This window comes from Nostoc piscinale CENA21 (assembly GCF_001298445.1).
In the GTDB taxonomy this organism is placed as follows: Bacteria; Cyanobacteriota; Cyanobacteriia; order Cyanobacteriales; family Nostocaceae; genus Nostoc_B; species Nostoc_B piscinale_A.
The window spans coordinates 5,342,898-5,363,383 of sequence record NZ_CP012036.1; the positions used below are offsets into that span (position 1 = coordinate 5,342,898).

General features: G+C 41.1%; 18 protein-coding genes and 1 pseudogene. 10 read left to right on the forward strand and 9 right to left on the reverse strand.

Annotation, left to right across the window (positions count from 1 at the left end):
- Positions 1 to 132: 132 nt before the first annotated feature.
- The 4 genes from ACX27_RS22890 to cofG form a co-directional block, all read right to left on the reverse strand.
- A complete protein-coding gene (locus ACX27_RS22890) occupies positions 133 to 1,491 on the reverse strand; it encodes a hypothetical protein (protein ID WP_062295800.1) in 1,359 nt (452 codons plus the stop codon).
- Positions 1,492 to 2,298: 807 nt separating this feature from the next.
- Entirely contained in the window at positions 2,299 to 3,189 is an 891-nt protein-coding gene (locus ACX27_RS22895) for a 2OG-Fe(II) oxygenase (RefSeq protein WP_062295802.1), read from the reverse strand.
- A gap of 253 nt (positions 3,190 to 3,442) precedes the next feature.
- Positions 3,443 to 5,179, reverse strand: a complete 1,737-nt coding sequence (hflX, locus tag ACX27_RS22900) for a GTPase HflX (RefSeq protein WP_083468812.1) — start codon at positions 5,177 to 5,179, stop codon at positions 3,443 to 3,445.
- A 155-nt stretch (positions 5,180 to 5,334) separates the two neighbouring features.
- Complete coding sequence (cofG, locus tag ACX27_RS22905) at positions 5,335 to 6,315, reverse strand: 7,8-didemethyl-8-hydroxy-5-deazariboflavin synthase subunit CofG (protein ID WP_062295806.1); 981 nt, start codon at positions 6,313 to 6,315, stop codon at positions 5,335 to 5,337.
- A gap of 197 nt (positions 6,316 to 6,512) precedes the next feature.
- Between cofG and psbA the strand changes: the two genes are divergently transcribed.
- On the forward strand, positions 6,513 to 7,595 hold the full coding sequence (gene psbA / locus ACX27_RS22910; RefSeq protein ID WP_062295808.1) for a photosystem II q(b) protein: 1,083 nt from the start codon (positions 6,513 to 6,515) through the stop codon (positions 7,593 to 7,595).
- 250 nt (positions 7,596 to 7,845) lie between these two features.
- Here the strand turns inward: psbA and ACX27_RS34970 are convergent, their stop codons facing one another.
- The gene (locus tag ACX27_RS34970; RefSeq protein WP_256364355.1) at positions 7,846 to 7,980 is read right to left on the reverse strand and encodes a hypothetical protein; all 135 of its coding nucleotides are present in this window, start codon (positions 7,978 to 7,980) and stop codon (positions 7,846 to 7,848) included.
- A gap of 105 nt (positions 7,981 to 8,085) precedes the next feature.
- On the opposite strand from ACX27_RS34970, the gene dndE reads away from it, so the two are divergent.
- The 7 genes and pseudogenes from dndE to ACX27_RS22945 all read left to right on the forward strand — a co-directional run bounded on the left by dndE (position 8,086) and on the right by ACX27_RS22945 (position 14,274).
- Positions 8,086 to 8,475, forward strand: a complete 390-nt coding sequence (gene dndE, locus ACX27_RS22915; protein ID WP_062295811.1) for a DNA sulfur modification protein DndE — start codon at positions 8,086 to 8,088, stop codon at positions 8,473 to 8,475.
- A gap of 29 nt (positions 8,476 to 8,504) precedes the next feature.
- Positions 8,505 to 9,966, forward strand: a pseudogene (locus tag ACX27_RS22920) (DNA phosphorothioation-associated putative methyltransferase).
- 369 nt (positions 9,967 to 10,335) lie between these two features.
- Entirely contained in the window at positions 10,336 to 11,847 is a 1,512-nt protein-coding gene (locus ACX27_RS22925; RefSeq protein ID WP_062295813.1) for an AmpG family muropeptide MFS transporter, read from the forward strand.
- Positions 11,832 to 12,236 carry a hypothetical protein gene (locus tag ACX27_RS22930; RefSeq protein ID WP_062295815.1) on the forward strand — a complete coding sequence of 135 codons (405 nt, stop codon included), beginning with the start codon at positions 11,832 to 11,834 and terminating at the stop codon, positions 12,234 to 12,236. Before ACX27_RS22925 ends, ACX27_RS22930 begins: the two co-directional genes overlap by 16 nt.
- Before the next feature lie 178 nt (positions 12,237 to 12,414).
- Complete coding sequence (locus tag ACX27_RS22935; protein ID WP_062295817.1) at positions 12,415 to 12,594, forward strand: hypothetical protein; 180 nt, start codon at positions 12,415 to 12,417, stop codon at positions 12,592 to 12,594.
- A 1-nt stretch (position 12,595) separates the two neighbouring features.
- Positions 12,596 to 13,162, forward strand: coding sequence for a GNAT family N-acetyltransferase (locus ACX27_RS22940; RefSeq protein ID WP_062295819.1), 567 nt, complete (start codon positions 12,596 to 12,598; stop codon positions 13,160 to 13,162).
- 353 nt (positions 13,163 to 13,515) lie between these two features.
- On the forward strand, positions 13,516 to 14,274 hold the full coding sequence (locus ACX27_RS22945) for a HEAT repeat domain-containing protein (RefSeq protein ID WP_062295821.1): 759 nt from the start codon (positions 13,516 to 13,518) through the stop codon (positions 14,272 to 14,274).
- Positions 14,275 to 14,344: 70 nt separating this feature from the next.
- Here the strand turns inward: ACX27_RS22945 and ACX27_RS22950 are convergent, their stop codons facing one another.
- Positions 14,345 to 14,752, reverse strand: a complete 408-nt coding sequence (locus tag ACX27_RS22950; protein ID WP_083468813.1) for a phosphomannose isomerase type II C-terminal cupin domain — start codon at positions 14,750 to 14,752, stop codon at positions 14,345 to 14,347.
- A gap of 137 nt (positions 14,753 to 14,889) precedes the next feature.
- Here ACX27_RS22950 and ACX27_RS22955 point away from each other — a divergent pair, with 137 nt between their 5' ends.
- Positions 14,890 to 15,666 carry an HD domain-containing protein gene (locus ACX27_RS22955; protein WP_083468814.1) on the forward strand — a complete coding sequence of 259 codons (777 nt, stop codon included), beginning with the start codon at positions 14,890 to 14,892 and terminating at the stop codon, positions 15,664 to 15,666.
- 166 nt (positions 15,667 to 15,832) lie between these two features.
- Here the strand turns inward: ACX27_RS22955 and ACX27_RS22960 are convergent, their stop codons facing one another.
- A complete protein-coding gene (locus tag ACX27_RS22960; protein WP_062295823.1) occupies positions 15,833 to 16,117 on the reverse strand; it encodes a hypothetical protein in 285 nt (94 codons plus the stop codon).
- Positions 16,118 to 16,558: 441 nt separating this feature from the next.
- On the reverse strand, positions 16,559 to 18,388 hold the full coding sequence (locus ACX27_RS22965; protein ID WP_062295824.1) for a tetratricopeptide repeat protein: 1,830 nt from the start codon (positions 18,386 to 18,388) through the stop codon (positions 16,559 to 16,561).
- Between the two features lie 495 nt (positions 18,389 to 18,883).
- On the opposite strand from ACX27_RS22965, the gene ACX27_RS22970 reads away from it, so the two are divergent.
- Positions 18,884 to 19,141, forward strand: coding sequence for a hypothetical protein (locus tag ACX27_RS22970; protein WP_062295826.1), 258 nt, complete (start codon positions 18,884 to 18,886; stop codon positions 19,139 to 19,141).
- 235 nt (positions 19,142 to 19,376) lie between these two features.
- On the opposite strand, the gene rd is transcribed toward ACX27_RS22970, so the two are convergent.
- Positions 19,377 to 20,090: a rubredoxin gene (gene rd, locus ACX27_RS35095; protein ID WP_062295828.1), complete on the reverse strand. Its 714-nt coding sequence runs from the start codon at positions 20,088 to 20,090 to the stop codon at positions 19,377 to 19,379.
- Between the last annotated feature and the right edge of the window lie 396 nt (positions 20,091 to 20,486).

Here is a 20,486-nt window from a genome sequence, read left to right on the forward strand (position 1 = left end):
AGCCTGTGTTTAAGATAAATCTAGTAAAGATGCAACCGATTATTTTCACTCTAGGAAAGATGCTTTTTATGTTTCTTCATTGATCTCAAGCCAACTATGGCAAATAAGCCAAGAGCTAAAGTCCCGCTAGGCTCAGGAACTTTTTTTTGGTGGCGTAGAGGTGGAAGGCTTATAATAAGAGCTTGATCCTACCCAAATGGAATTACCACCAGAAACTCCAGGGTTATTACCGTAATTACCAATGTGAACTGCTGCAAATATGTTATTGAGGGTATCTTTGAAATCAAAGTTTTTGATATCTAAATCAAAACTACCCAGTGAGATTGTAGCAGTATAACCATCATTGCTTGGGCCAGTAGCTTTTGGACTAATCTGGAAGTCTAGCTTTCCTTGGTATCCACCTGGCTTGATGTTATTTTCACTGCTCGTAAAGCTCTTAACATCATATCCAGAACCTGCCGTGACATTCCAATTCTGTCCTGCAACTGGAAAGAGGCTGTCATTGAAATTCAAGTTAATGTCCAGCAGTTTATGGACATTGTTTCCAGCTAAATCCACGAATACATCTACTTTCTTAGAATCACTAGTATTTTCCTTTAGAGTAATTGTTCCAAAAGAAGTACCAGCATTAGCGCAATTACTACCTCCAGAGTAATTATTATTACCTACTGTTCCAGAAATAACACAGTCTAAATTAAAGACTAAGGAAGTTGGTACAGAAGTTGGTGATGAACTACTGCTAGTACCAGTACCTGTTGTGCCAGTACCTGTTGTACCAGTACCTGTTGTGCCAGTACCTGTTGTGCCAGTACCTGTTGTACCTGTTGTACCAGTACCTGTTGTACCAGTACCTGTTGTACTAGGTAGATTCACAAAAGCTTCACTACCACCATTAGCAAAAGCTTGAACGTGGAAACCAGCACGTAAGGAACGATTGTTCATGCTGTTCAAAACATCTTGCAGCGTTTTATCTGATTTCAAATCAAACAGGACACTGACATACTCTCCTGGGTCTACACCATTCTTTGCTACACCTCCTTGAGATTTAGCTTCTACACCAAAATCTGCCGAAAAGTTAACATTATTTCCTCCTGGGAGATTGAGGTTACCAGTACTTTGCTCAAACTTGACACCAGAACCACTACTAGTAATTCCATTAGTAGTTGCTAAACCTTTAAAAAGGTCTGTCCAAGATTTCGAGTAATCAAAGTAAATTTGAGTAATCGAAGATGCTGCTCCTCCCACTGGATTACTAAACTTAAACAAAACCTGAGAAGCAGAGAGTGCAGTACCAGTATCGTTGCCACTAGCGTTGGTGACATCTAAAAACAACTGTGACTCACCAGCAGTCTCATTTACAAGGCTGTTATGAGTAATGTTATCAAATTTGAATGTAACAGCTTGTGCTGGGGTAGCTATTAACCATGATGTACATGTAACACCAGCAGCCAGGACAGAATAGCTGACTAAAGAAGAACATTTTCTATTCATTATTCATTGCAACCTTCACTAGTAATGTCAAAAAAATTCACAGTTTCTGTCATACTGTAGGCATCACAATAAATAGTTGTCAATTTAAAATAAGCGTTTTTATCTATGTTTTAATAATAATTCTTTCTACATATTTATTTAGTGAATTTATTTGTAAGTCCAGATAATTGCTGATGACATAAAATGAAGAAAACGCAGGCATAGTTTTATTCACTTTTCTATATTCTTTATTTATTCTAATGTCTATAGAATAAATACGGAATTATTTGAGAGTTGTTAAAATTTTAAAGATGTTTAATCTTAATCAAAATTTTATAAAAAATAGCCCAAAACTTAGTATATTCTGGGCAAATAATGAAAATATATCTGGTTGAAAATGATTATAAAATCGTTTAAAAGTATTGTCAAAGGTATCCTGAGAAAACTGGCAAATAATGATTATCCAGTTTTGAATAACAGTTGTTTATTGGAGTGTTGGCTATCTTAATGTGCTGGATAACGGCTTAACAAGTATGAAATATTTTTTTTGAAAATTGAATAATATGAAAATACGAAACTTCGGTAGATACTTCGACTTTATTCAAAGTTAATTTATATCAGAAGTTAAAAGTAATTTAAAGAAATTTATCAAAAACTAAATGAGTGAATTTATTGGATTAAAATTTATTAGAAAATTATTCCCAAAAAAAGAAATATTTTGTTTTCAAGATTTAAAACAATTGGAAACTAGATTTTCAAAAATCAACTGAATTAATAAAAATTGGCTCATCTGATTATGCTCCTGTACATATAAATAAAGAATTTTCCCTAGGATGCTGCTCGACGTACCCAGCCATTAATCATAAAGCGACTATCGGGAAATGCCTTAGATGAAAACTTCACAGGTAGAACTTCGTGCATATATCGATTGAAGAAAAAGACAATACTGTTATTGCACGGTTCGATAATTTTAAAGGATTCTGCTTTGACATAAAAGTTATTTTCTACTTTACTGTCATATATTAATAATTCTCCTCCAGAAAACTGCTTAGGTTCTCGATTGAAGTAAGAAACATAGGTTAGTTCTCTGGTAGCAGTATCCGAACTACCATTATCATTATGAATTTTGTAATAATTGCCATCATTATGTGCTGTGAGTTGGCTTTCAATTTGGTCTACTATGAAGGGTGTCATTCCCAATTTGCTCATAACATCAGGCATAATTTCCTGAATTTTATTGACAATTAGTTCAGAAAACTCTGGAAATGCGTACAGAACCATTGAGCGACGATAGTTTTTATCATTAGTCGAAGTACTAGTAGAAACAAACTTTGACTTGTTAGCTAGTACATACTTAATAAGTCTTTTATGCTCACTAGGTGAGAAAAAATTATCTATTTGTACATAATTAGAATTCAAAATATCATTGGTTACAGGTTGGACATTTTCAGTCTGCTGTATCCAAAAAGGTGGTTCTGTAACTAACCCAACAAGATGGTCACTAGCAAAGCATAAAGCAGAATGCCCTTCATTAATAGGTACTTGAAATAAACCTTGACTGGCTGCTTCTTGTTTATAAGCACGAGCGACAACAGTGGTTAACAGGCTATGTAATATAGGGTCATCTGGATTTAAATAAACTGTATACTGATGTCCTCCTGTTAAAAGAAGCTGAACTTTGACTTTTGTTGGTTCTAGTTGCTGGGAATTTGTTGACATGAATAATTGTGCCAGGGATAGTGATCGCCGATAAATTTGGTAACAAGAAAAGTAATGTAAGTTTTCCTAAAACTTGAGTTACTTTCTATATCAAGTACCAAAATAAAAATATTTATTAATTATTGGTTCTAGCATGTCATTGAGCATCCTGTCATTCAGGAAATACCACAGTAATAGCCATATAGAAAAATTAAAGCCGTAGTTTCCTTAACCACGGCATTCATGTCATATATTCAAAATTTATTGTCGGTATTTACCGAGAGTCAACAGCGTATGCAATCAATTGGCTAAGACGTAAACGCAAGGTTTCTAAACCTAAACGTTCGCTTGCCGAAATGAACACAGCTAGGGGAAATTCTTCTCTAGCTAAGGCTAATGTCTCGCTGTCTACTTGATCAATTTTGTTAAAGGCAACCAACGCTGGGCCGGGAGTCACAGGCATAGCTGCGAGGATTTCTCGTACTGAGCGAATGTGACTTAACCAAGCAGGATGAGACAAATCCACTAAATGTAATAACGCATCCGCTTCTGTGACTTCTTCTAAGGTTGCACGAAAGGCATCCATCAAGGATGCAGGTAGTTCGTGAATGAACCCTACAGTATCTGTAATCAGAATTTCTTGAGGTTCATTGGTGTCTGCATGGGGAATGACCAAGCGACGTGTGGTCGGGTCAAGGGTAGCAAATAGCTGGTCAGCAGTATAAACTTCCGCGTTAGTCAGAGCATTGAGTAAGGTAGATTTACCTGCGTTAGTATAACCAACCAAAGCCACTGAAGGCACTTCTCGATGTTGCCGTCGTTGCCGTAAGCGCGAACGATGGGCTTGCAACTGGTTGACTTCTTGTTGCAGTCGAGAAATTCGCCGTTGAATTGCCCGACGTTCTGTTTCTAGTTTAGTTTCACCAGGGCCACGAGTCCCAATACCACCACCTAACCGCGACATTGCCTGACCTCTTCCAGTTAGTCGCGGCAGCATATATTCTAGCTGTGCTAGTTCTACTTGCAATTTACCAGCGCGGGATTGAGCGCGTTGAGCAAAGATATCTAAAATTACTTCTGTGCGGTCAACTACCCGAATTCCAATTTGCGCTTCTAAGTTGCGGACTTGGGCTGGTGAAAGGTCGCGGTCGAAGACGACGAGATTACATCCGAGAGTTTGGGCTGTTAAGGCGACTTCTTGCACCTTACCTTCTCCGATGACTGTTTGGGGATGAATGCGCGATCGCTTTTGTTGTACTGTCTGTAGTACATCACCGCCAGCAGTATCTACCAGTCGTCCTAATTCGGCTAGGGTGTCGTGGAATTGTTGCAGAGTTAATTCATCGGTCATCACTCCCACAATTAACACGCGGTCATGATCAGCATCTACTTCCTGAGCGACAAATTCCCGCCGGAATTCTGCTTCTAGTCCTTCCACCAAATCGATGAAATCCTGTTCTGCCAGCATATCCAAGCTCATTGGTGGGGAAATGCTGGAGTAGGTTGCTGAGTTTTGCGTACTGCGTTCTGAGTTTGGGACTGTTACTAGTTGTTTCGTATCAGATACTAAATGAGCTAAATAAGCTTCTTTGACATAGCCTGTAGCGCCACCACCACGCTTGGTAAATCCTGTGCCTGTGATATTCAACATTACCAGCGCATCTAACCGTTGCATTGCCATAGCAGTCAGCGCCACCTCATTGGGCGGTTCTGATTTGAGATGGGTAGCAATACAGCGAATACCGCTTAAACGTTCTGCACCGTAACGGGGCAGTTCTAGCGGTGGAATTTGCGTCTGACGCGGTGTGCCTACCCCAACACGAATCACTTGACCGCGACGGTTGAGATAGGCACACACAGGTTGATTGATTTCTGTGCTAATAGCAGCCAGACGCTGAGAAAATTCAGGCGTTGTGATGCGATCGCCTGGTATACGCTGGTGGTACAGCCGCTGTAGTTGTTTCAGCTGGCTGGACTTTAAACCTTGGAGATTTCCGAAGATAGTCTCTATAGGCGTTTATGACCAGTTAACTGGCCCTCCGAATCCGTCTATTGTCTATTTTACAACAGTTGCTAGGGTGTAAGCTCTGTCTTCTGGGAGGTGCGTGGCTGAGTGGGAGCGATCGCTACATCATAGACAATAAGCAAATTTCGACTCTCTTGTTCTTATAAAACAGAAGTTGAGGTGAAAATCTTCCGCCAGTGACTAACTACTATTTGCAATTCTTTCGATAACCAGCTATCAAATTGCGGATACACAGGTAAGCGTGGTACTAATTCCCATCTGGCAGGTTGTAAAATTTCTTTCAACTCTTGTTCCTGAATATGTGGATAATCGGGATTCACTTCATCTATCGGCCCTATCCCGCCTAAATCTCTCGCTCCTGCTTCAATACAAGCAAGTAACCATTGCTCATCTTTAACTAAATTTGGCGGAATTTGAATTGTAATTTCTGCTGGTAGAATTTGACGTGCTTTGCTAATAACTGCTGGTAATTGATGGGGGTCAAATGGTGGTGCGTCAAATTTTTGCTGATTTCCCGGACTGTGGGGTTGCAAAATCACTTCTTGAATGTGATGGTAGCTTTGATGAATATGAGATATGGCTTCTACAGTTTCCCAGCAATCATCTGCGGTTTCGCCAATTCCTAAAAGTAAACCCGTGGTGAAGGGAATTTGCAATTCTCCTGACCATTGTAATTGTTGCAGTCTCAGTTCTGGAACTTTACTGGGTGCTTGGCGATGTACAGTCTTCAACAATGCTGGTGTTAACTGTTCTAACATCAAACCCATTGAAACGTTTACATTTTTTAACTTTTGCATTTCTGCAAAACTCAGTGGGCCTGCATTGGTGTGCGGTAAAAAGCCCATCGCCAATGCTAATGCACATAAATCATAAATTCGCTGAAACCATGTCTGACGCTGTGGTGAATTGGGATGTACTTCGCCACTAAGAATCAGAATTTCACAAACTTTCTCATTTTTAAGTCGTTTTAAGATTTCTGCTGCTGCTGATAGCGTCAGCCAAGGACTCTCGCCGGGGTTGGTACGAAAATTGCAGTAAGTACAGCGATTGAAGCAATCATAGGTTGGAACGATTGTGTAAGCTGGGCTGTAGGTAACAATGGCAGAATTAGCATCGGTCATAAAATAGAATTTCTTCAAGAATTGTAAACGTATCAATTTACTGCGAAACCCTGACTTTAACTAGGTATCAGAGCTTTCCACAGGGTGAGTTAAAAATTTTTCCTCAGAATACTTTACAAACCGCAACAATCTTGATTAAGATATGTAACAACAGGTGAAAACACCTGAAACATACATAACAAAGCAATCATAAAGACATGACAGCAACCTTACAACAGCGCCGTAGCGCCAACGTATGGGAGCAGTTCTGCAACTGGATCACCAGCACCAACAACCGCCTATATATTGGCTGGTTCGGCGTATTAATGATCCCAACCTTGCTAGCTGCAACCACCTGCTTCGTAATCGCCTTCATCGCAGCACCTCCAGTAGACATCGATGGTATCCGTGAACCAGTAGCTGGTTCCTTACTCTACGGAAACAACATCATCTCCGGTGCAGTTGTTCCTTCCTCCAACGCAATTGGATTACACTTCTACCCAATTTGGGAAGCAGCATCTCTTGATGAGTGGTTGTACAACGGTGGCCCTTACCAACTAGTAATATTCCACTTCCTGATTGGCGTATTCTGCTACTTAGGACGTGAGTGGGAATTGTCTTACCGCTTGGGAATGCGTCCTTGGATCTGCCTAGCATTCTCCGCTCCCGTAGCGGCTGCTACCGCAGTATTCTTGATTTACCCCATCGGACAAGGTTCCTTCTCTGACGGTATGCCCTTGGGAATCAGTGGTACCTTCAACTTCATGATCGTGTTCCAAGCAGAACACAACATCCTGATGCACCCCTTCCACATGCTTGGTGTGGCTGGTGTATTCGGTGGTTCTCTGTTCTCCGCAATGCACGGTTCCTTGGTAACTTCCTCCTTAGTTCGTGAAACAACCGAGAACGAATCCCAAAACTACGGATACAAATTCGGTCAAGAAGAAGAAACCTACAACATCGTTGCAGCACACGGTTACTTCGGTCGCTTAATCTTCCAATACGCGTCCTTCAACAACAGCCGTTCCTTGCACTTCTTCCTGGCAGCATGGCCTGTAATCGGCATCTGGTTCACAGCGTTGGGCGTAAGCACAATGGCGTTCAACCTCAACGGTTTCAACTTCAACCAATCAGTGATTGACTCTCAAGGTCGCGTCATCAACACCTGGGCTGACATCATCAACCGCGCTAACTTGGGTATGGAAGTCATGCACGAGCGCAATGCTCACAACTTCCCCTTAGACTTGGCTGCTGGTGAGCAAGCTCCTGTTGCTCTGACTGCTCCTGCTATCAATGGCTAATTTGCTCAGATAGAAGTCATAACTAATTAATCAAAGGCGCTCTCCTGATGGAGGGCGCTTTTGTTTGCGTTGATTGGGTATTGGGAGCGATCGCTCGTGAATATCTCCTCAAATACGACTCATCCACCCGCCAAACTACCGTGATAGAAAATCAATATTTTTGGTAGGAGATAGCTTTGAGAAAATGAGGTTGAGCAATTTGTATAAATTTGTCTATTTAAATAAGTCGGCGTGAAAAAACAAAACTAAGTTAAGAAAGGTCAACAAGGCTACCATCCTCTTCCCTTCTGACTTGAAAGTGCTGAGTAAAAATACCAGTCCCACTTTCATGCTTGGCGATGAAACTTTTTTCATCGGGACTGCCTTCTGCCTCCTGCCTTTCCATAACGATGATTTTTAACACTGGGCTACTTACAATAGATGCAACAAGCTTTGGAGAGTAGAACGGAAAACTAGCCGAATTTGTATAAAAATCATTATTAACAAAGATATGGAAGCCCCAATTGAAAGAATTAAACTTTCCCAAACAGCCAAAGACCAACTACAAAAACTCAAACGCAACACCAAAATCGACCAATGGAATATTCTGTGTCGTTGGGCGTTGTGTCGTTCTCTGGCTGAACCCACGCCACCTTCACCTGTACCCATTCCCCAAGATAGTAATGTGGAAATGACTTGGCGGGTTTTCGGTGGCGAAATGTCTGATATTCTTCTCCTCGCCCTCAAGCAACGCTGTCATAATGATGGCTACCCCACAGATAAAGAAACACTCGCCACTCAATTTCGCTTGCATTTACATCGTGGGATTGGTTATTTAGCAGGCGACCCAAATATCAAGAAAATTGAAGATTTAATTGCGATCGCCCTAGAGAAGATATAAGGATTAATGTAGTTCTTCTTGATATTTTTATGCCGGAGAGCTACTTAGAAATTGAGCGTCATCGAGCTGCGATCGCTCGTACAGAAATCTCTCGCCCTGTAAGATTAGCCATAGAATGGTCAATCTTGAATCAGGACACCAGTTTTTTTTGACTACGGCTGCGGTTATGGTGGCGATGTGCAGCGAGTCGGAACCCTCGGCTATGCCAGTGCAGGTTGGGATCCTTACTACTACCCCCATCAACAGATTACTCCGGCTGATGTGGTTAACTTGGGTTATGTTGTCAACGTCATCGAAGATTTAGAAGAACGCAACCAAAGCCTGATAAAAGCCTGGGAACTTACCCGCAAAGTTTTAATTGTCGCGGCTCAAGTCTTAATTAACGCCCCCAGTAAAGCCCAACTCGCTTACAATGACGGCATTGTGACTAGCCGTAATACTTTTCAAAAATATTACGAGCAAGAAGAACTCAAAAAATATATTGATGAAGTCTTAAACGTCGATGCAGTCCCAGTGGCACTTGGGGTTTACTTTGTCTTCCGTGACGAAGCCGAAAAAGAAAGCTTCAAAGCTATTCGCTTCTTTTCGCGCACTTATACACCGCGAGTTCGTATCCCGATCAAGCGGTTTGAAGATTATCAAGAACTACTTGCACCCTTGATGGCATTTTTCACCAAACGCGGGAGATTACCTGTCAAGGGTGAATTAGCTAATGAACAAGAACTATTAACAGAATTTGGTAACTTTCGCCGCGCCTTTGGGGTTGTGTTGCAAGCCACAGATGAAGCAGAATGGGATGCGATCGCTTATCGTCGTTCTTTAGATATTCAAGTTTACCTTGCTCTCACCCACTTTGATAAACGCCCCAGATTTTCCCAACTTGCGCCAGAAATGCGCCACGACATCAAAGCCTTTTTTGGTAGTTACGAAGAAGCTTGCGAAGTCGCTGACCAAAAATTATTTAGTTTGGGTAGACCAAAAGTTGTCCAAACAGCCTGCGAAAAAAGCAAAATTGGCAAACATACACGCGGCGCACTTTACGTTCATGTTTCCGCCCTCGCCGCCCTCGATCCCTTACTCCGCATTTACGAAGGTTGCGCCAGTCGTACCATTGGTCGTGTTGATGATGCGACGCTGATTAAATATAACCTTGAGCAACCGCAAATATCTTACTTATTTTATCCAGACTTCGACACAGATCCTCATCCAGCCTTAAAAGCCAGCATCACCATTGACTTAAAAACCTTGTACGTCACTCATCGAGATTATGCAAATCGGGCAAACCCGCCTGTTCTGCACCGGAAAGAAACCTTTGTCACACCTAATTATCCCCAATACGAAGAATTTGCTCAACTCACCCAAAAAGAACAGGAATTGGGTTTACTCAAACAAAAAAGTGATATTGGTACCCGTGAAGGTTGGTTAAAATGTCTGGCTGATCATGGGGTAGAAATTAGAGGACATCAAATTTATTTAAGTAGGTCGGTGTAAATAATTATTGTTGGAATAAGGCAGGGGGCAGGGAGCAGGGGGAGAAAGCGTTTGAGCCTTATTTACTTTTCTTTACATAGTTTGGTTTTATTGTATCGACTTACTTAATTGGTAATTTTTAATTCCTAATTTGATGTAACTTATTGAAAACATTAAGTTATCTCACGCAAAGTCGAGGCAGCGCGTTGGGCGGGTTTCCCGACTTGTAGCGACTGCCGTGCAAAGGCGCAAAGAAAGGTATAGCCTTTTCTCTGCTACTGAGGTACAAATTCATCTGCGTGCATCTGCGGTTAATTATTAGTGTCTAGTACCTTTTCCACTTACCTTCTGCTATACAAATTACGAATTATATAAAGGAATATCGAAACGATGAAAGAAATCCAAGCACTACGTCAAGCCGTCCAAAGTCGCAAAATGGGGGCTTTGTTATTGCTGGGTTTTGCATCGGGATTGCCTTTGTTCTTAACTAGTAGAACATTGCAATTGTGGATGCAGGATGCCAAGGTTGATATCGGCAAAATTACTTTATTTGGTTTGTTGGCGTTACCTTATTCCCTAAAATTTTTGTGGTCGCCTTTATTAGATAGATTTGTACCGCCATTTTTAGGAGCGAGACGGGGTTGGTTGATTTTAACTCAAATTGGGTTAGCAATTGCGATCGCCACTCTCGCCTTACAACAACCTTCCCAAAGTGACCAAGTATTGCAAATTTTGGCAATCAACTGTTTAATTATCACCTTTTTAAGTGCCACCCAAGACATTGCCGGTGATGCTTACCGTACCGATATCTTAAATCCGCTAGAAGCAGAAGCAGGCGCATCGGTTTGGGTACTCGGCTATCGTGTTGCTTTGTTTGTCACTAGTTCCTTAGCTTTAGTTTTAGCTGATCGTTTACCTTGGAACAGTGTTTACTTACTGATGGCTGCTTTGATGGCGGGGAGTATCTTTGTCAGCTTATCAGCCCCCAGAGAACCACAGGTAAGTAATCACAGAGAAACCGCACCTGTGTCTGTCAAAGATGTGATATTCGTACTATTGATCACAGTCTTGGTAGCTGGCTTACTGGGAGGCGTTTTTCTGGGCTATATTGCTTTGCCTGTATTTTATTGGCTATTAGCAGGTTTGATTGTCGCTTGGATAGTTTCATCATTATTATTGCCTGATGAATTACTGGGTGAAGCTCAAGAAAATCAATCCCCACAAAATTTACAACAAGCAATTTTTCTGCCTTTTAAAGAATTTTTTCATCGTTTTGGCTTAACTCAAGCTGGTGTAATTCTGATATTTATCATCCTTTATAAACTGGGCGATTCTTTAGTCGGTATCACAGCTAATTTATTTTTGCGAGAAATCAACTTTACTAAAACTGAAATTGGGGCAATTCAAGCCGGAATAGGCTTTCTCGCTACGACTGTCGGTGTATTAGCTGGTGGGGTAATCTTAACCAAAATTCACCTCAATCGCGGTTTATGGATATTTGGCATACTGCAATTATTGAGTAACTTGGGTTATTATGCTTTAGCTGTTGCTGGCAAAAATTACTCGTTATTAATTTTGGCAGTAAATATCGAAAATTTTAGTGCCGGATTAGTCACAGTTGCTACAGTGGCATTTTTAATGAACCTCTGCAATCACCGTTTTACAACCACTCAATTTGCATTATTTTCTAGCTTAATGGCGATTAGTAGAGACGTTCTTTCAGCACCGGCAGGCGATTGGGCAAAAGCCACAGGTTGGCCTGTGTTTTTCTTGTTAACCTTAGTAGCAGCCTTGCCAGGATTGTTACTTTTACCGTTTGTTGCTCCCTGGAATCAAAAGCCAGTGGTAATATCTAGACCAGGACTAGAGGAAGAAGATGAGGATGTATGGGAAGCCAAGTAATTGTTGTTATTGGTACATTTATTCTTTTACTTACAGGCTTGTTACTTGGCTATGTCCTGTCACAGTTAGTACTGGGATTTTTGACTTTTAATCTCTTTACTTTTTTCGGTACACTCAGCCTAATTTTAATTTTCGGTACACTGTATTACGTTTTATTTTGGCAGTTACGCCGAGAACAATCCAGTGTTGTGCCGGAAAGTATGTCCGCAACGGAGATTAACGATCGCATCACCGACAACCAACTCAAAAACAGGCTGATTGCTAAGTTAGACGGTGATACCGCCACGGCTGAACGCTTAATTGAACAAGCCAAGCAAAATTATCCCGGTATGCCAGAAAGTTGGTATTGCGAGCGAGTTATGGATGATTTAGAACGCGATCGGCGTTAAGGTTAAAGAAGAGAGGCAGGAGGCAGGGGGCAGGAGGCAGGAAGCAGAGGAAAATTCTTCAACTCAGCACTCAGCGAGAAGTTGCGTGCGCGGGGAACCCGCGTTGAGCAAACTTCGGTGACTCAGCACTCAGTTTCTTTCTTTTGACTTTTGACTTTTAACTTTTGACTTACTAAATATGGCTATAATTCGTCAATACATCGCTCCACTACTTGTACTTTTAGTATTTCTCGTTGCTTTAGTAGCAGTCAGCGCCCGGATATTTTTGCCTGCTGATATGGCAGCACCCGCACCTATTGAAGAAACTGGGGTAATTTTGCCAGCTACATCTGTAGATTTCTTCACCTTTAGCAAATAAAGTGTCTGAGCAATTACTAGCAGGGTATTTAATTCGTCGCGGTTCAACATTAGAGCGATCGCTCCTTGTCAAGTTTATGCAACGCACTTACCAGGAGCGATTTCCCCAGCAAGATTTTGCCCACCTCGCCCGCACAGTCGAGCAGTATTTATCCCAAGATACGCCCTTGTGGTGGGTAGATGTGGAACTAGGGGTGCAGGGGGGTAAGGGTGTAGGGGAAGTTAGAAGAAATGAGCAAGCAAATAACTTTAATTCCCCCTTGTCTCCCTTGTCCCCCATTGCCTGCCTCTGGGTGGGAAATGCCGTAGATCAAGTTAGTGGCGATCGCCATGCTCATATTTTTTTGCTTTACGTCGTCCCAGAACATCGGCGCAGAGGTATTGGTAAAGCTTTGATGCAGTATGTAGAAAAATGGGCAATTAAACGAGGCGATAAACAAATCGGTTTACAAGTCTTTGAATCTAATCAACCCGCCTTAAATCTCTATAATCAACTGGGTTATCAAACTCAATCTTTGTGGATGCTGAAAGAACTGTCAGGTTATTTCGTTGGTGACAGCCATGAGTAGCAGTTTTGCGATCGCAGTACCGCAACAATTTATTTACCGTACTAAAAATTCTGAAACACTTGGAACAGTTAGTCATTAGTCAATAGTTATCTCCCTAGTACCTAACCTTTAGCCCCTAGCCTCTTTTTCCCAAACAAATCTCAATCATGTCGAACATAAAGTGTACAATAATCTAGCAAATACCTATCAGGCGCTGAATTATTGGCACGGGGGGTTATCTGTATAGTAGTCGAAGCATAGGTGAGGAAATTAAAAAAGCATGAATGCTAGGTATAGTAAGACTTTTACCTCCTGCCTTCTGCCTCCTGCCTTTTGCCTCCTGCTACAAATCCCACTCGGCATTTAAATGACGTATGTATGACGACGATGACCTAAGCCTACTCGATCCCGATGTAGAGCTAGAAAGCCCTCTCGATAAAATGGAGCCACTCACTGCCGAGTCAGAAGTGGCAAAGCCCGATCCAGAAGTGATGTTAGCACTTTTGGAAAACTCTCAACCCCAGCAGCGAATGTTGGCGGCGCGTGCTTTTTGTGATATTGAAGATGAAAGGGCTACCCCGCTACTCATTGCCCTGTTAAAAGATTCCTGTCCTTTGGTGCGAGTGAGTGCCGCCTATGGTATTGGTCGCAATCCCAGTAAAGACGCAGTAGAACCGTTGATTGTCCAACTCAACCAAGATTGGAACGGTTATGTACGTAAAGGTGTAGTTTGGGCGTTGGGTAATTGCCGCGATCGCCGTTGTCTAGCACCCCTAGCCGATGCTTTAAGAACAGACATTTCCGCAGTGCGTTTGTGGTCAGCGAGTGCTTTAGCCCAAATGGCAGAAGTGGGTTACGAAGCAGTGATTGGGGCAATTCCCGCTTTAATTGAAGCCTTAGTCCAAGATCCAATTCCCGCAGTTCGTAGTAATAGCGCCTGGGCAATTGGACAGTTATGCAAAGAACTACCCTCTAATATTGTTTACGCCACAGCCATTGATGCTTTAATTCAAGCCTTTGCCGAAGACCAAGATTTAGGCGTGCGAGAAGATGCTAAAGCCGCACTACTCGGCGTAGGCGACCCCCGTGGCTTACAGCTAATCGAAACTTTAGAACAAGAAGGATGGTTTTGATCAAGTCAAAGGTCAAAAGTCAAAAGTAATTTTTGACTATTAACTCTTGACCATTGACCATTGACACACTTCACTTATTTTCGGATGTTGGCTTAATTAAGTTGAGGTCATAGGGACGTTCGATATCATCCTCGCCTAAATACTCACCGTTTTGAATTTCCAAAATTACCAAGGGAATCAAACCGGGATTTTCTACTTTGTGTAAAGTTGCGGCTGGAACATAAGTTGATTCATTGCGATTCAGCAAAATTTCCGTATCGCCACAAGTTACCTTAGCTACCCCAGAAACTACTACCCAATGTTCATTGCGGTGGTAATGGATTTGTGGTTTAATACCATGCCTGGGCTTAATTTCCACACGACTAATTCTATAAGTATCACCTTCTTCGATTACCTCCACGTTACCCCAGTATCTTGCACCGGAATGTGAGGACAATTCATGGCTATTAGATTGCTCGTTGTTCTCATTTTGATTCATAACCAAACTGCTCAACCAAACGACTACCAATATTGTGAAGTAATTTAGCGTATATTAGTTGACAATTTGCCATAATCGCTACTGCTAAGTAGTGAAACACATTAACCAGTCACCAACCCCAGCCTGATAAATTTGAGATGGAAACAAAAGCTGCTTTACCAATTACGCTTTTAGCAGGCAAAAATACTTTGCCCATTATCCAAGCTTATTTTGAATTCAATCATCTCAAGCAATTATATCGTCAAGGTTGGTTACAACAAGGCATTGACCCTCAGCGTTGTGAAAGCGTTGCTGAACACTCTTTTGCTGTGGCTTTATTAGCATTATTGATAGTCGATTTTTATTCTCTGAAGGTGGATAAAACTAAAATTATGCAGATGGCTTTAATCCATGATTTAGGAGAAGTTTATGCTGGTGATTTGACTCCCAGGGATGGAGTTTATCAACAAGCAAAATATCAATTAGAGAGAAATGCGCTTTCCCAGATACTGGATAAACTTCCTAATTGTTCAGACTGGATTGATTTATGGGAAGAATATGAGCAAGGTAATACACCTGAGTCTCAATTTGTACGACAGATTGATCAATTAGAAATGATTTTACAAGCTAGTGTTTATGAACACCAAGGATTAGCTAATCTCTCAGAATTTTTTACTTCTACTCATCAAGCATTTGTCACACCACAGATTCAATCGATATTTCAAGCTATAGAAAGTTTAAGAAATAATTGTAATTTTATGCCTTGTGAAACTATCTGCAATGACTGTGCTTTTCATCTCAAAAATGAGTCAGGAATAGAGTGTATTCACCCCGATGAATTGGCAGTTAATTGTGCTGTTGTGACTTTTTGCAGTTCTTTTCAACCTGCGAAAGAAATTGATAGCCCATGTGTGACTTTTGGTCAGGAAGAATAACTAGGAATTCCGTACTTAGGAGCCAGAAGTGATACTTTTAGCTTGTCGAAGTGTCAGAATTTAAAAGCAATTTAGAATTTAAATTTTGTGGTTTTCAATCTGTGGCGGTTATTTTTCCTTCACTGATTGCATTCTAGCTCCTGAATTCTGACTTCTGAATTCTTCTTCAATCTTGTTGCTGATTATCATTTTGTCTATTAGTTTCTAACAGACGGGACATAAACACATCAGGTTTTCGACTCATAACAGAAATAACTTTATCAATAGCAACTACTTCACTGGTTTTGACAACCATTTCCCACAAAGTATCTTCTTCTGTATCTTTGTTATGCGTTCTGTGTTTAAAGCATAACAAATCATCACAAACATTGATAATTGTTGCGAAATACCACTTATCTCGTATTAATAGCCAAATTTCTTGTTCTAAGTAACTTTGTAGAATTGATTTCACAATAATTTAGATGATGAAAAACAATGTGGTAAATACTATTTGGGGATAACAACTTGGTGCAACAGGGAAAATACTTAATCGTGATTACAGGAAATAATACAAGGTAATCTGCGTCCAAAGCCAGCGATAAAATTAGACTGCAATTCCCAATCCGTCTTGAAAAGTTTGCTCAAGTCGGGGAACCCGCCCACGCAACGCCAGTTGCTTCAAACCGGTAAACCCGACCCGTCCAACGCACTGGCTCAACTCCCAGATTGAATGAGTATTTCTACTTCAAACTGCACAAAAAATAAATGGCGGATGCTTGATTGATATTTGCTATCCGCCTTTCCCAAAACAACAAAACTATATGTCAATCAATCATGACAGCTCAGAAATTTATGTCAAGCTATTATGCTAAAGCAACATGGTTTTTATGTAAAAACTACCTGAATGGAGCTTTTAGACTTGAGACTGGAGTTGAGCGATCGCAGTCAGAATTTGTTGATAATATTCAATGTTGCCTTCCTGATAATAGATGTTGGCAGATTGTTGAAAATCAGCGATCGCACCGGGAAAATTTTCGAGTTGGCGGTAGACATCGGCGCGTAACATATAAGCGGAAGCCCAATGAGGTTGACGTTGCAAAGCTTGGTTTAAGTCTGCTAATGCTCCTTGCAAGTCTCCCAACAGCAAACGACTGCGCCCACGATGATACCAGTCTTCGGCAAAACTAGGGTCAAGGGCAATGGCTTGATTATAATCAGCGATCGCACTGTGATAATTTTGCAGAGCATAGTAAACACTGGCGCGATCGCTGTAAAATGCTGCGGTGTTGGGGTTGATTTGCAAAGCTGTGGTGTAATCAGCAATTGCGCCGTGATAGTCTTGCAAAGCATAGCGCAAGGAACCCCGATTGTAATATGCTTCTACTAAACTGGGGTTAATTTTGATTGCTTGATTGTAATCGGCTAAAGCTCTTTGTTCCGCTTCTAAAAGCCGCAAAGCGTTACCCCGATTACAGTAAGCTGGAGCAAATTCAGGCTCAAGTCTAATTGCTTGGGTGTATTCTTCCACCGCCGCTAAATAATCTTGTAGAGCTTCACGAGCTAAACCACGGCCATAGTATGCTGTGGCTAAGTTGGGATTGAGTTGTAAGGCGCGGTTGTAATCTAAAATTGCTCCTTGGTAATCACCCAAACAACGACGAGCCGTAGCGCGATCGCAGTATCCTTGTGCATATTCCGGGTGAATTTGTAAGACACGATTGCTATCGGCGATTGCACCTTGGTAGTCACCTAACTGACAACGCGCATAAGCCAAAAAACCGTAGACTAAAGCTAAAGTCGGATTTCTGTCTAAAGCTTGTTCATAATCAGCGATCGCACCTGGAAAATCGCCCAAAGTTGCTTTGACTAATCCCCGCTCGTAGTATGCTTGCACATCTTCAGGATTGAATTGCAGAGCTTGGTTAAAGTCAGAAATTGCAGCTGGATAATCTTTCAGATAAGAACGAACAAGTCCGCGATTGTAGTACGCTGGGGCAAAATTGGGGTTAATTTGTAAGGCGCGATTATAATCAGCAATTGCGGCTGCATAATCTCCTAAAACATAACAGGTATTACCCCGGTAATGATAAGCCTCTACCAAATGTGGATCTAACTGTAATGCCCGTTCATGATCGGCAAGTGCTTGCTCATATTCTTCTAAAATATGGAAAATATTCCCGCGACTGCTGTAAACGGCAGCATACTGGGGATACCATTGTAAGGCTTGCTGAAAATCTGCTAATGCGCCTTGGTAATCACCATTCTCACTGCGATCGATACCCCGATAATGAAAAGCTCGCGCTATATCAAAATCTATATATGTTGCTAATGCCGGATTAATTTCAATTGCTTGGTGATAATCTGCGATCGCATGATCATAATCACCCAACGCACAATAAACATTACCCCGTCCGTGATGGGATTCTGCTAAGTTGGAATTGATCGCTAATGCTTGCTCGTAATCAGCGATCGCTCCTTCATAATCTGCCAGCGAATAACGAGTGTTGCCGCGATTATGATAGGCTTCAGCAAAATGAGGATTTATTTGGATTGCCTTGTTAAAATCTGCCAGTGCGGCATCATAATCTCGGAGTGAGGTATACAAAATATTCCCGCGATTATAGTAAGCTTCTGCAAAGTCAGGTTTTAGCTGAATCGCCTCCGTATAATCTGCGATCGCACCTGGAAAGTTTCCTTGCAAATTTTTGTTAAAACCTTGGTTAAAAAAGTCGTCAGCATTCATCTAAGTTCAATGGGCTGTAAAACTCCCGCCCCCTAATTTTAAGATGGGTGCTGTTTTGTATCAATTGATTTCAGCGGATTTTCACAATTTTCTCTGTAAATATAAGTTAGCAAAGACTCTCATACAGCAGAAAGATGTGTAATACTCTACTTGTAGTGAATCAATCAGAACTTACGCACCAAGATTATTTTTGAGCATAAGTGTAATGAGTCTATATATGTAATTATTTTAGCTTTTATCACTTAAAGATTCATTACCCGATCGCCTGTTTCAAACCTAAGTTTTTCGTTTTCTTACATAAGTCATTTGTATTTTTATCTTGTTGTAAGATGAAAGACCCATTTGATTGATTAACTGACTCATCAAGAGATAGAAACCGGACAGGTAATAAATAGATTTGTAAACAACTTACTGATATTTTCTATAATTACTCAAAAGGTTATTTATAGCAAAACACAGTAAAATTTGATAACAGATAACAGAGGTACTTCACCAATGAATATTTTGGTAACACCTGAAGATGAGCAACTAGATAAATTGCGTCTCGAATTGGCAAAATTTACCAATACCCAGGAAGTCATTAACACCAACTTGAAACTAATAGAAGAAAATTCGCATCGTCCCGCAGACATAAATCAAAGAATAACGATAGAAGATGATAATACTTGTTGTCAAACATTTAGGGATCGCTCAATGGTTGAGGGGTGTGATCATCAAAAATATGACAACTATTTTGATTTAATTGAAAAATAGAGTTAATGAGTATTTTTACTGTAATTCTGGATTAAGCACCGCACACAGAAGATTTGGTGGGGAAGGGTATAAAGGTGTAGGGATAAGCTGTTAAAGATTTAAGAAAGGACATTGAGGCCGCAGGGGCGTAGGGGACAGAGCGCAAGGGAGAGAATCTTTCCCCTCCGCTCCCTGCTCCCTGCCCCGAAGCCTGCCGCCACGCAAAGTTATCTTGGCAGACTACAAGCCCCCATTTTTAAGCCGCAACTTTTTCTTCTAGAGGTTTAAAAGTCTTTTTGGTAGCACCACAAATTGGACATTTCCAATCATCAGGAATATCTTCAAAAGCTGTACCGGGCGCAATTCCTGAATCGGGGTCGCCAGCTACGGGGTCATAAATCATACTGCATTGACGACAAATCCATTTACGAGTTTGGGGATCATCGCCAGCTACTCTAGTGGCGGCTTGTCCACCATTTAAAACTTCTAATGCTTCAGTGTAGCGATCGGCGTGGTAATGTTCGATAAACTTGAGCAAGCCAAAACGGTGTGCAGCTTCTCGAAATGTATTAGCGTGTTCGCCAGATTCTTGTGCTTGTTTGAGAAATTCGGCGGCGGCTGGGTTATCGCGATCGCTTTTTGCAGCTTCAGCAAATTCGGGATACATTGTAGTGTATTCGTAAGTCTCACCTTCAATCGCTAAAGATAAGCAACGAGAAACGATTTGTTTTTTTTGTTCATCAGTTAAACCTGCTGGATCTTTTACCACCAGTTCTGGATGCAGCAACTCAAAATGAGCAAAAGCATGTTCGGTTTCTTGTTCTGCGGTTTCACGAAACAGTTTTGCTAGATCCGAAAACCCCAATTTACTAGCAACTTTCGCAAAATATAAATATTTGCGATTAGCCATCGACTCACCACCGAAGGCTGCTTCTAAGTTATGCAGAGTAGTAATGTTGGATAAATCCATAGTTTGAGAATACCTGTCAGAAAATTTTAATTGTAGGTTTTTGCTTTTGGGTTGTCCCCAAAGCAAAACGATGGATAATTGCAGATTTCCTGTTAATTCCCCAAATGAAACTAGATAATTTCACTATCAAGGAATTATTGGTTAACTGAGAATTACTAGCAAAAAAACAAGTTATAAATCAGTTTGAGGAACTAATTTTGTATAACAGAAAACGTTTTACACAAATTTTTTTTCGCCCATTTTTCTTTACTTGTTTTGTCTGCCGTTCCAGGAAGATTATATAAGACTAATGTTTGATTTCTGAAAAAACAGTAGACCTAAAAAATACTTTTTCCTACTCCCTATCTGCACAGATAATCTCAAACCTGAAACTGCATAACTATAAAACTAAGAAAA

What these genes read in the sequence shown, in the direction of transcription:
- dndE (WP_062295811.1), top strand. Translation starts at nt 8,086, where the DNA reads ATGGAAGCCCCAATTGAAAGAATTAAACTTTCCCAAACAGCCAAAGAC.
- ACX27_RS22970 (WP_062295826.1), top strand. Translation starts at nt 18,884, where the DNA reads ATGAATATTTTGGTAACACCTGAAGATGAGCAACTAGATAAATTGCGT.
- ACX27_RS22945 (WP_062295821.1), top strand. Translation starts at nt 13,516, where the DNA reads ATGTATGACGACGATGACCTAAGCCTACTCGATCCCGATGTAGAGCTA.
- rd (WP_062295828.1), bottom strand. Translation starts at nt 20,090, where the DNA reads ATGGATTTATCCAACATTACTACTCTGCATAACTTAGAAGCAGCCTTC.
- ACX27_RS22955 (WP_083468814.1), top strand. Translation starts at nt 14,890, where the DNA reads ATGGAAACAAAAGCTGCTTTACCAATTACGCTTTTAGCAGGCAAAAAT.
- ACX27_RS22935 (WP_062295817.1), top strand. Translation starts at nt 12,415, where the DNA reads ATGGCTATAATTCGTCAATACATCGCTCCACTACTTGTACTTTTAGTA.
- ACX27_RS22895 (WP_062295802.1), bottom strand. Translation starts at nt 3,189, where the DNA reads ATGTCAACAAATTCCCAGCAACTAGAACCAACAAAAGTCAAAGTTCAG.
- ACX27_RS34970 (WP_256364355.1), bottom strand. Translation starts at nt 7,980, where the DNA reads ATGGAAAGGCAGGAGGCAGAAGGCAGTCCCGATGAAAAAAGTTTCATC.
- ACX27_RS22925 (WP_062295813.1), top strand. Translation starts at nt 10,336, where the DNA reads ATGAAAGAAATCCAAGCACTACGTCAAGCCGTCCAAAGTCGCAAAATG.
- ACX27_RS22965 (WP_062295824.1), bottom strand. Translation starts at nt 18,388, where the DNA reads ATGAATGCTGACGACTTTTTTAACCAAGGTTTTAACAAAAATTTGCAA.
- ACX27_RS22930 (WP_062295815.1), top strand. Translation starts at nt 11,832, where the DNA reads ATGGGAAGCCAAGTAATTGTTGTTATTGGTACATTTATTCTTTTACTT.
- cofG (WP_062295806.1), bottom strand. Translation starts at nt 6,315, where the DNA reads ATGACCGATGCTAATTCTGCCATTGTTACCTACAGCCCAGCTTACACA.
- ACX27_RS22950 (WP_083468813.1), bottom strand. Translation starts at nt 14,752, where the DNA reads ATGAATCAAAATGAGAACAACGAGCAATCTAATAGCCATGAATTGTCC.
- psbA (WP_062295808.1), top strand. Translation starts at nt 6,513, where the DNA reads ATGACAGCAACCTTACAACAGCGCCGTAGCGCCAACGTATGGGAGCAG.
- ACX27_RS22890 (WP_062295800.1), bottom strand. Translation starts at nt 1,491, where the DNA reads ATGAATAGAAAATGTTCTTCTTTAGTCAGCTATTCTGTCCTGGCTGCT.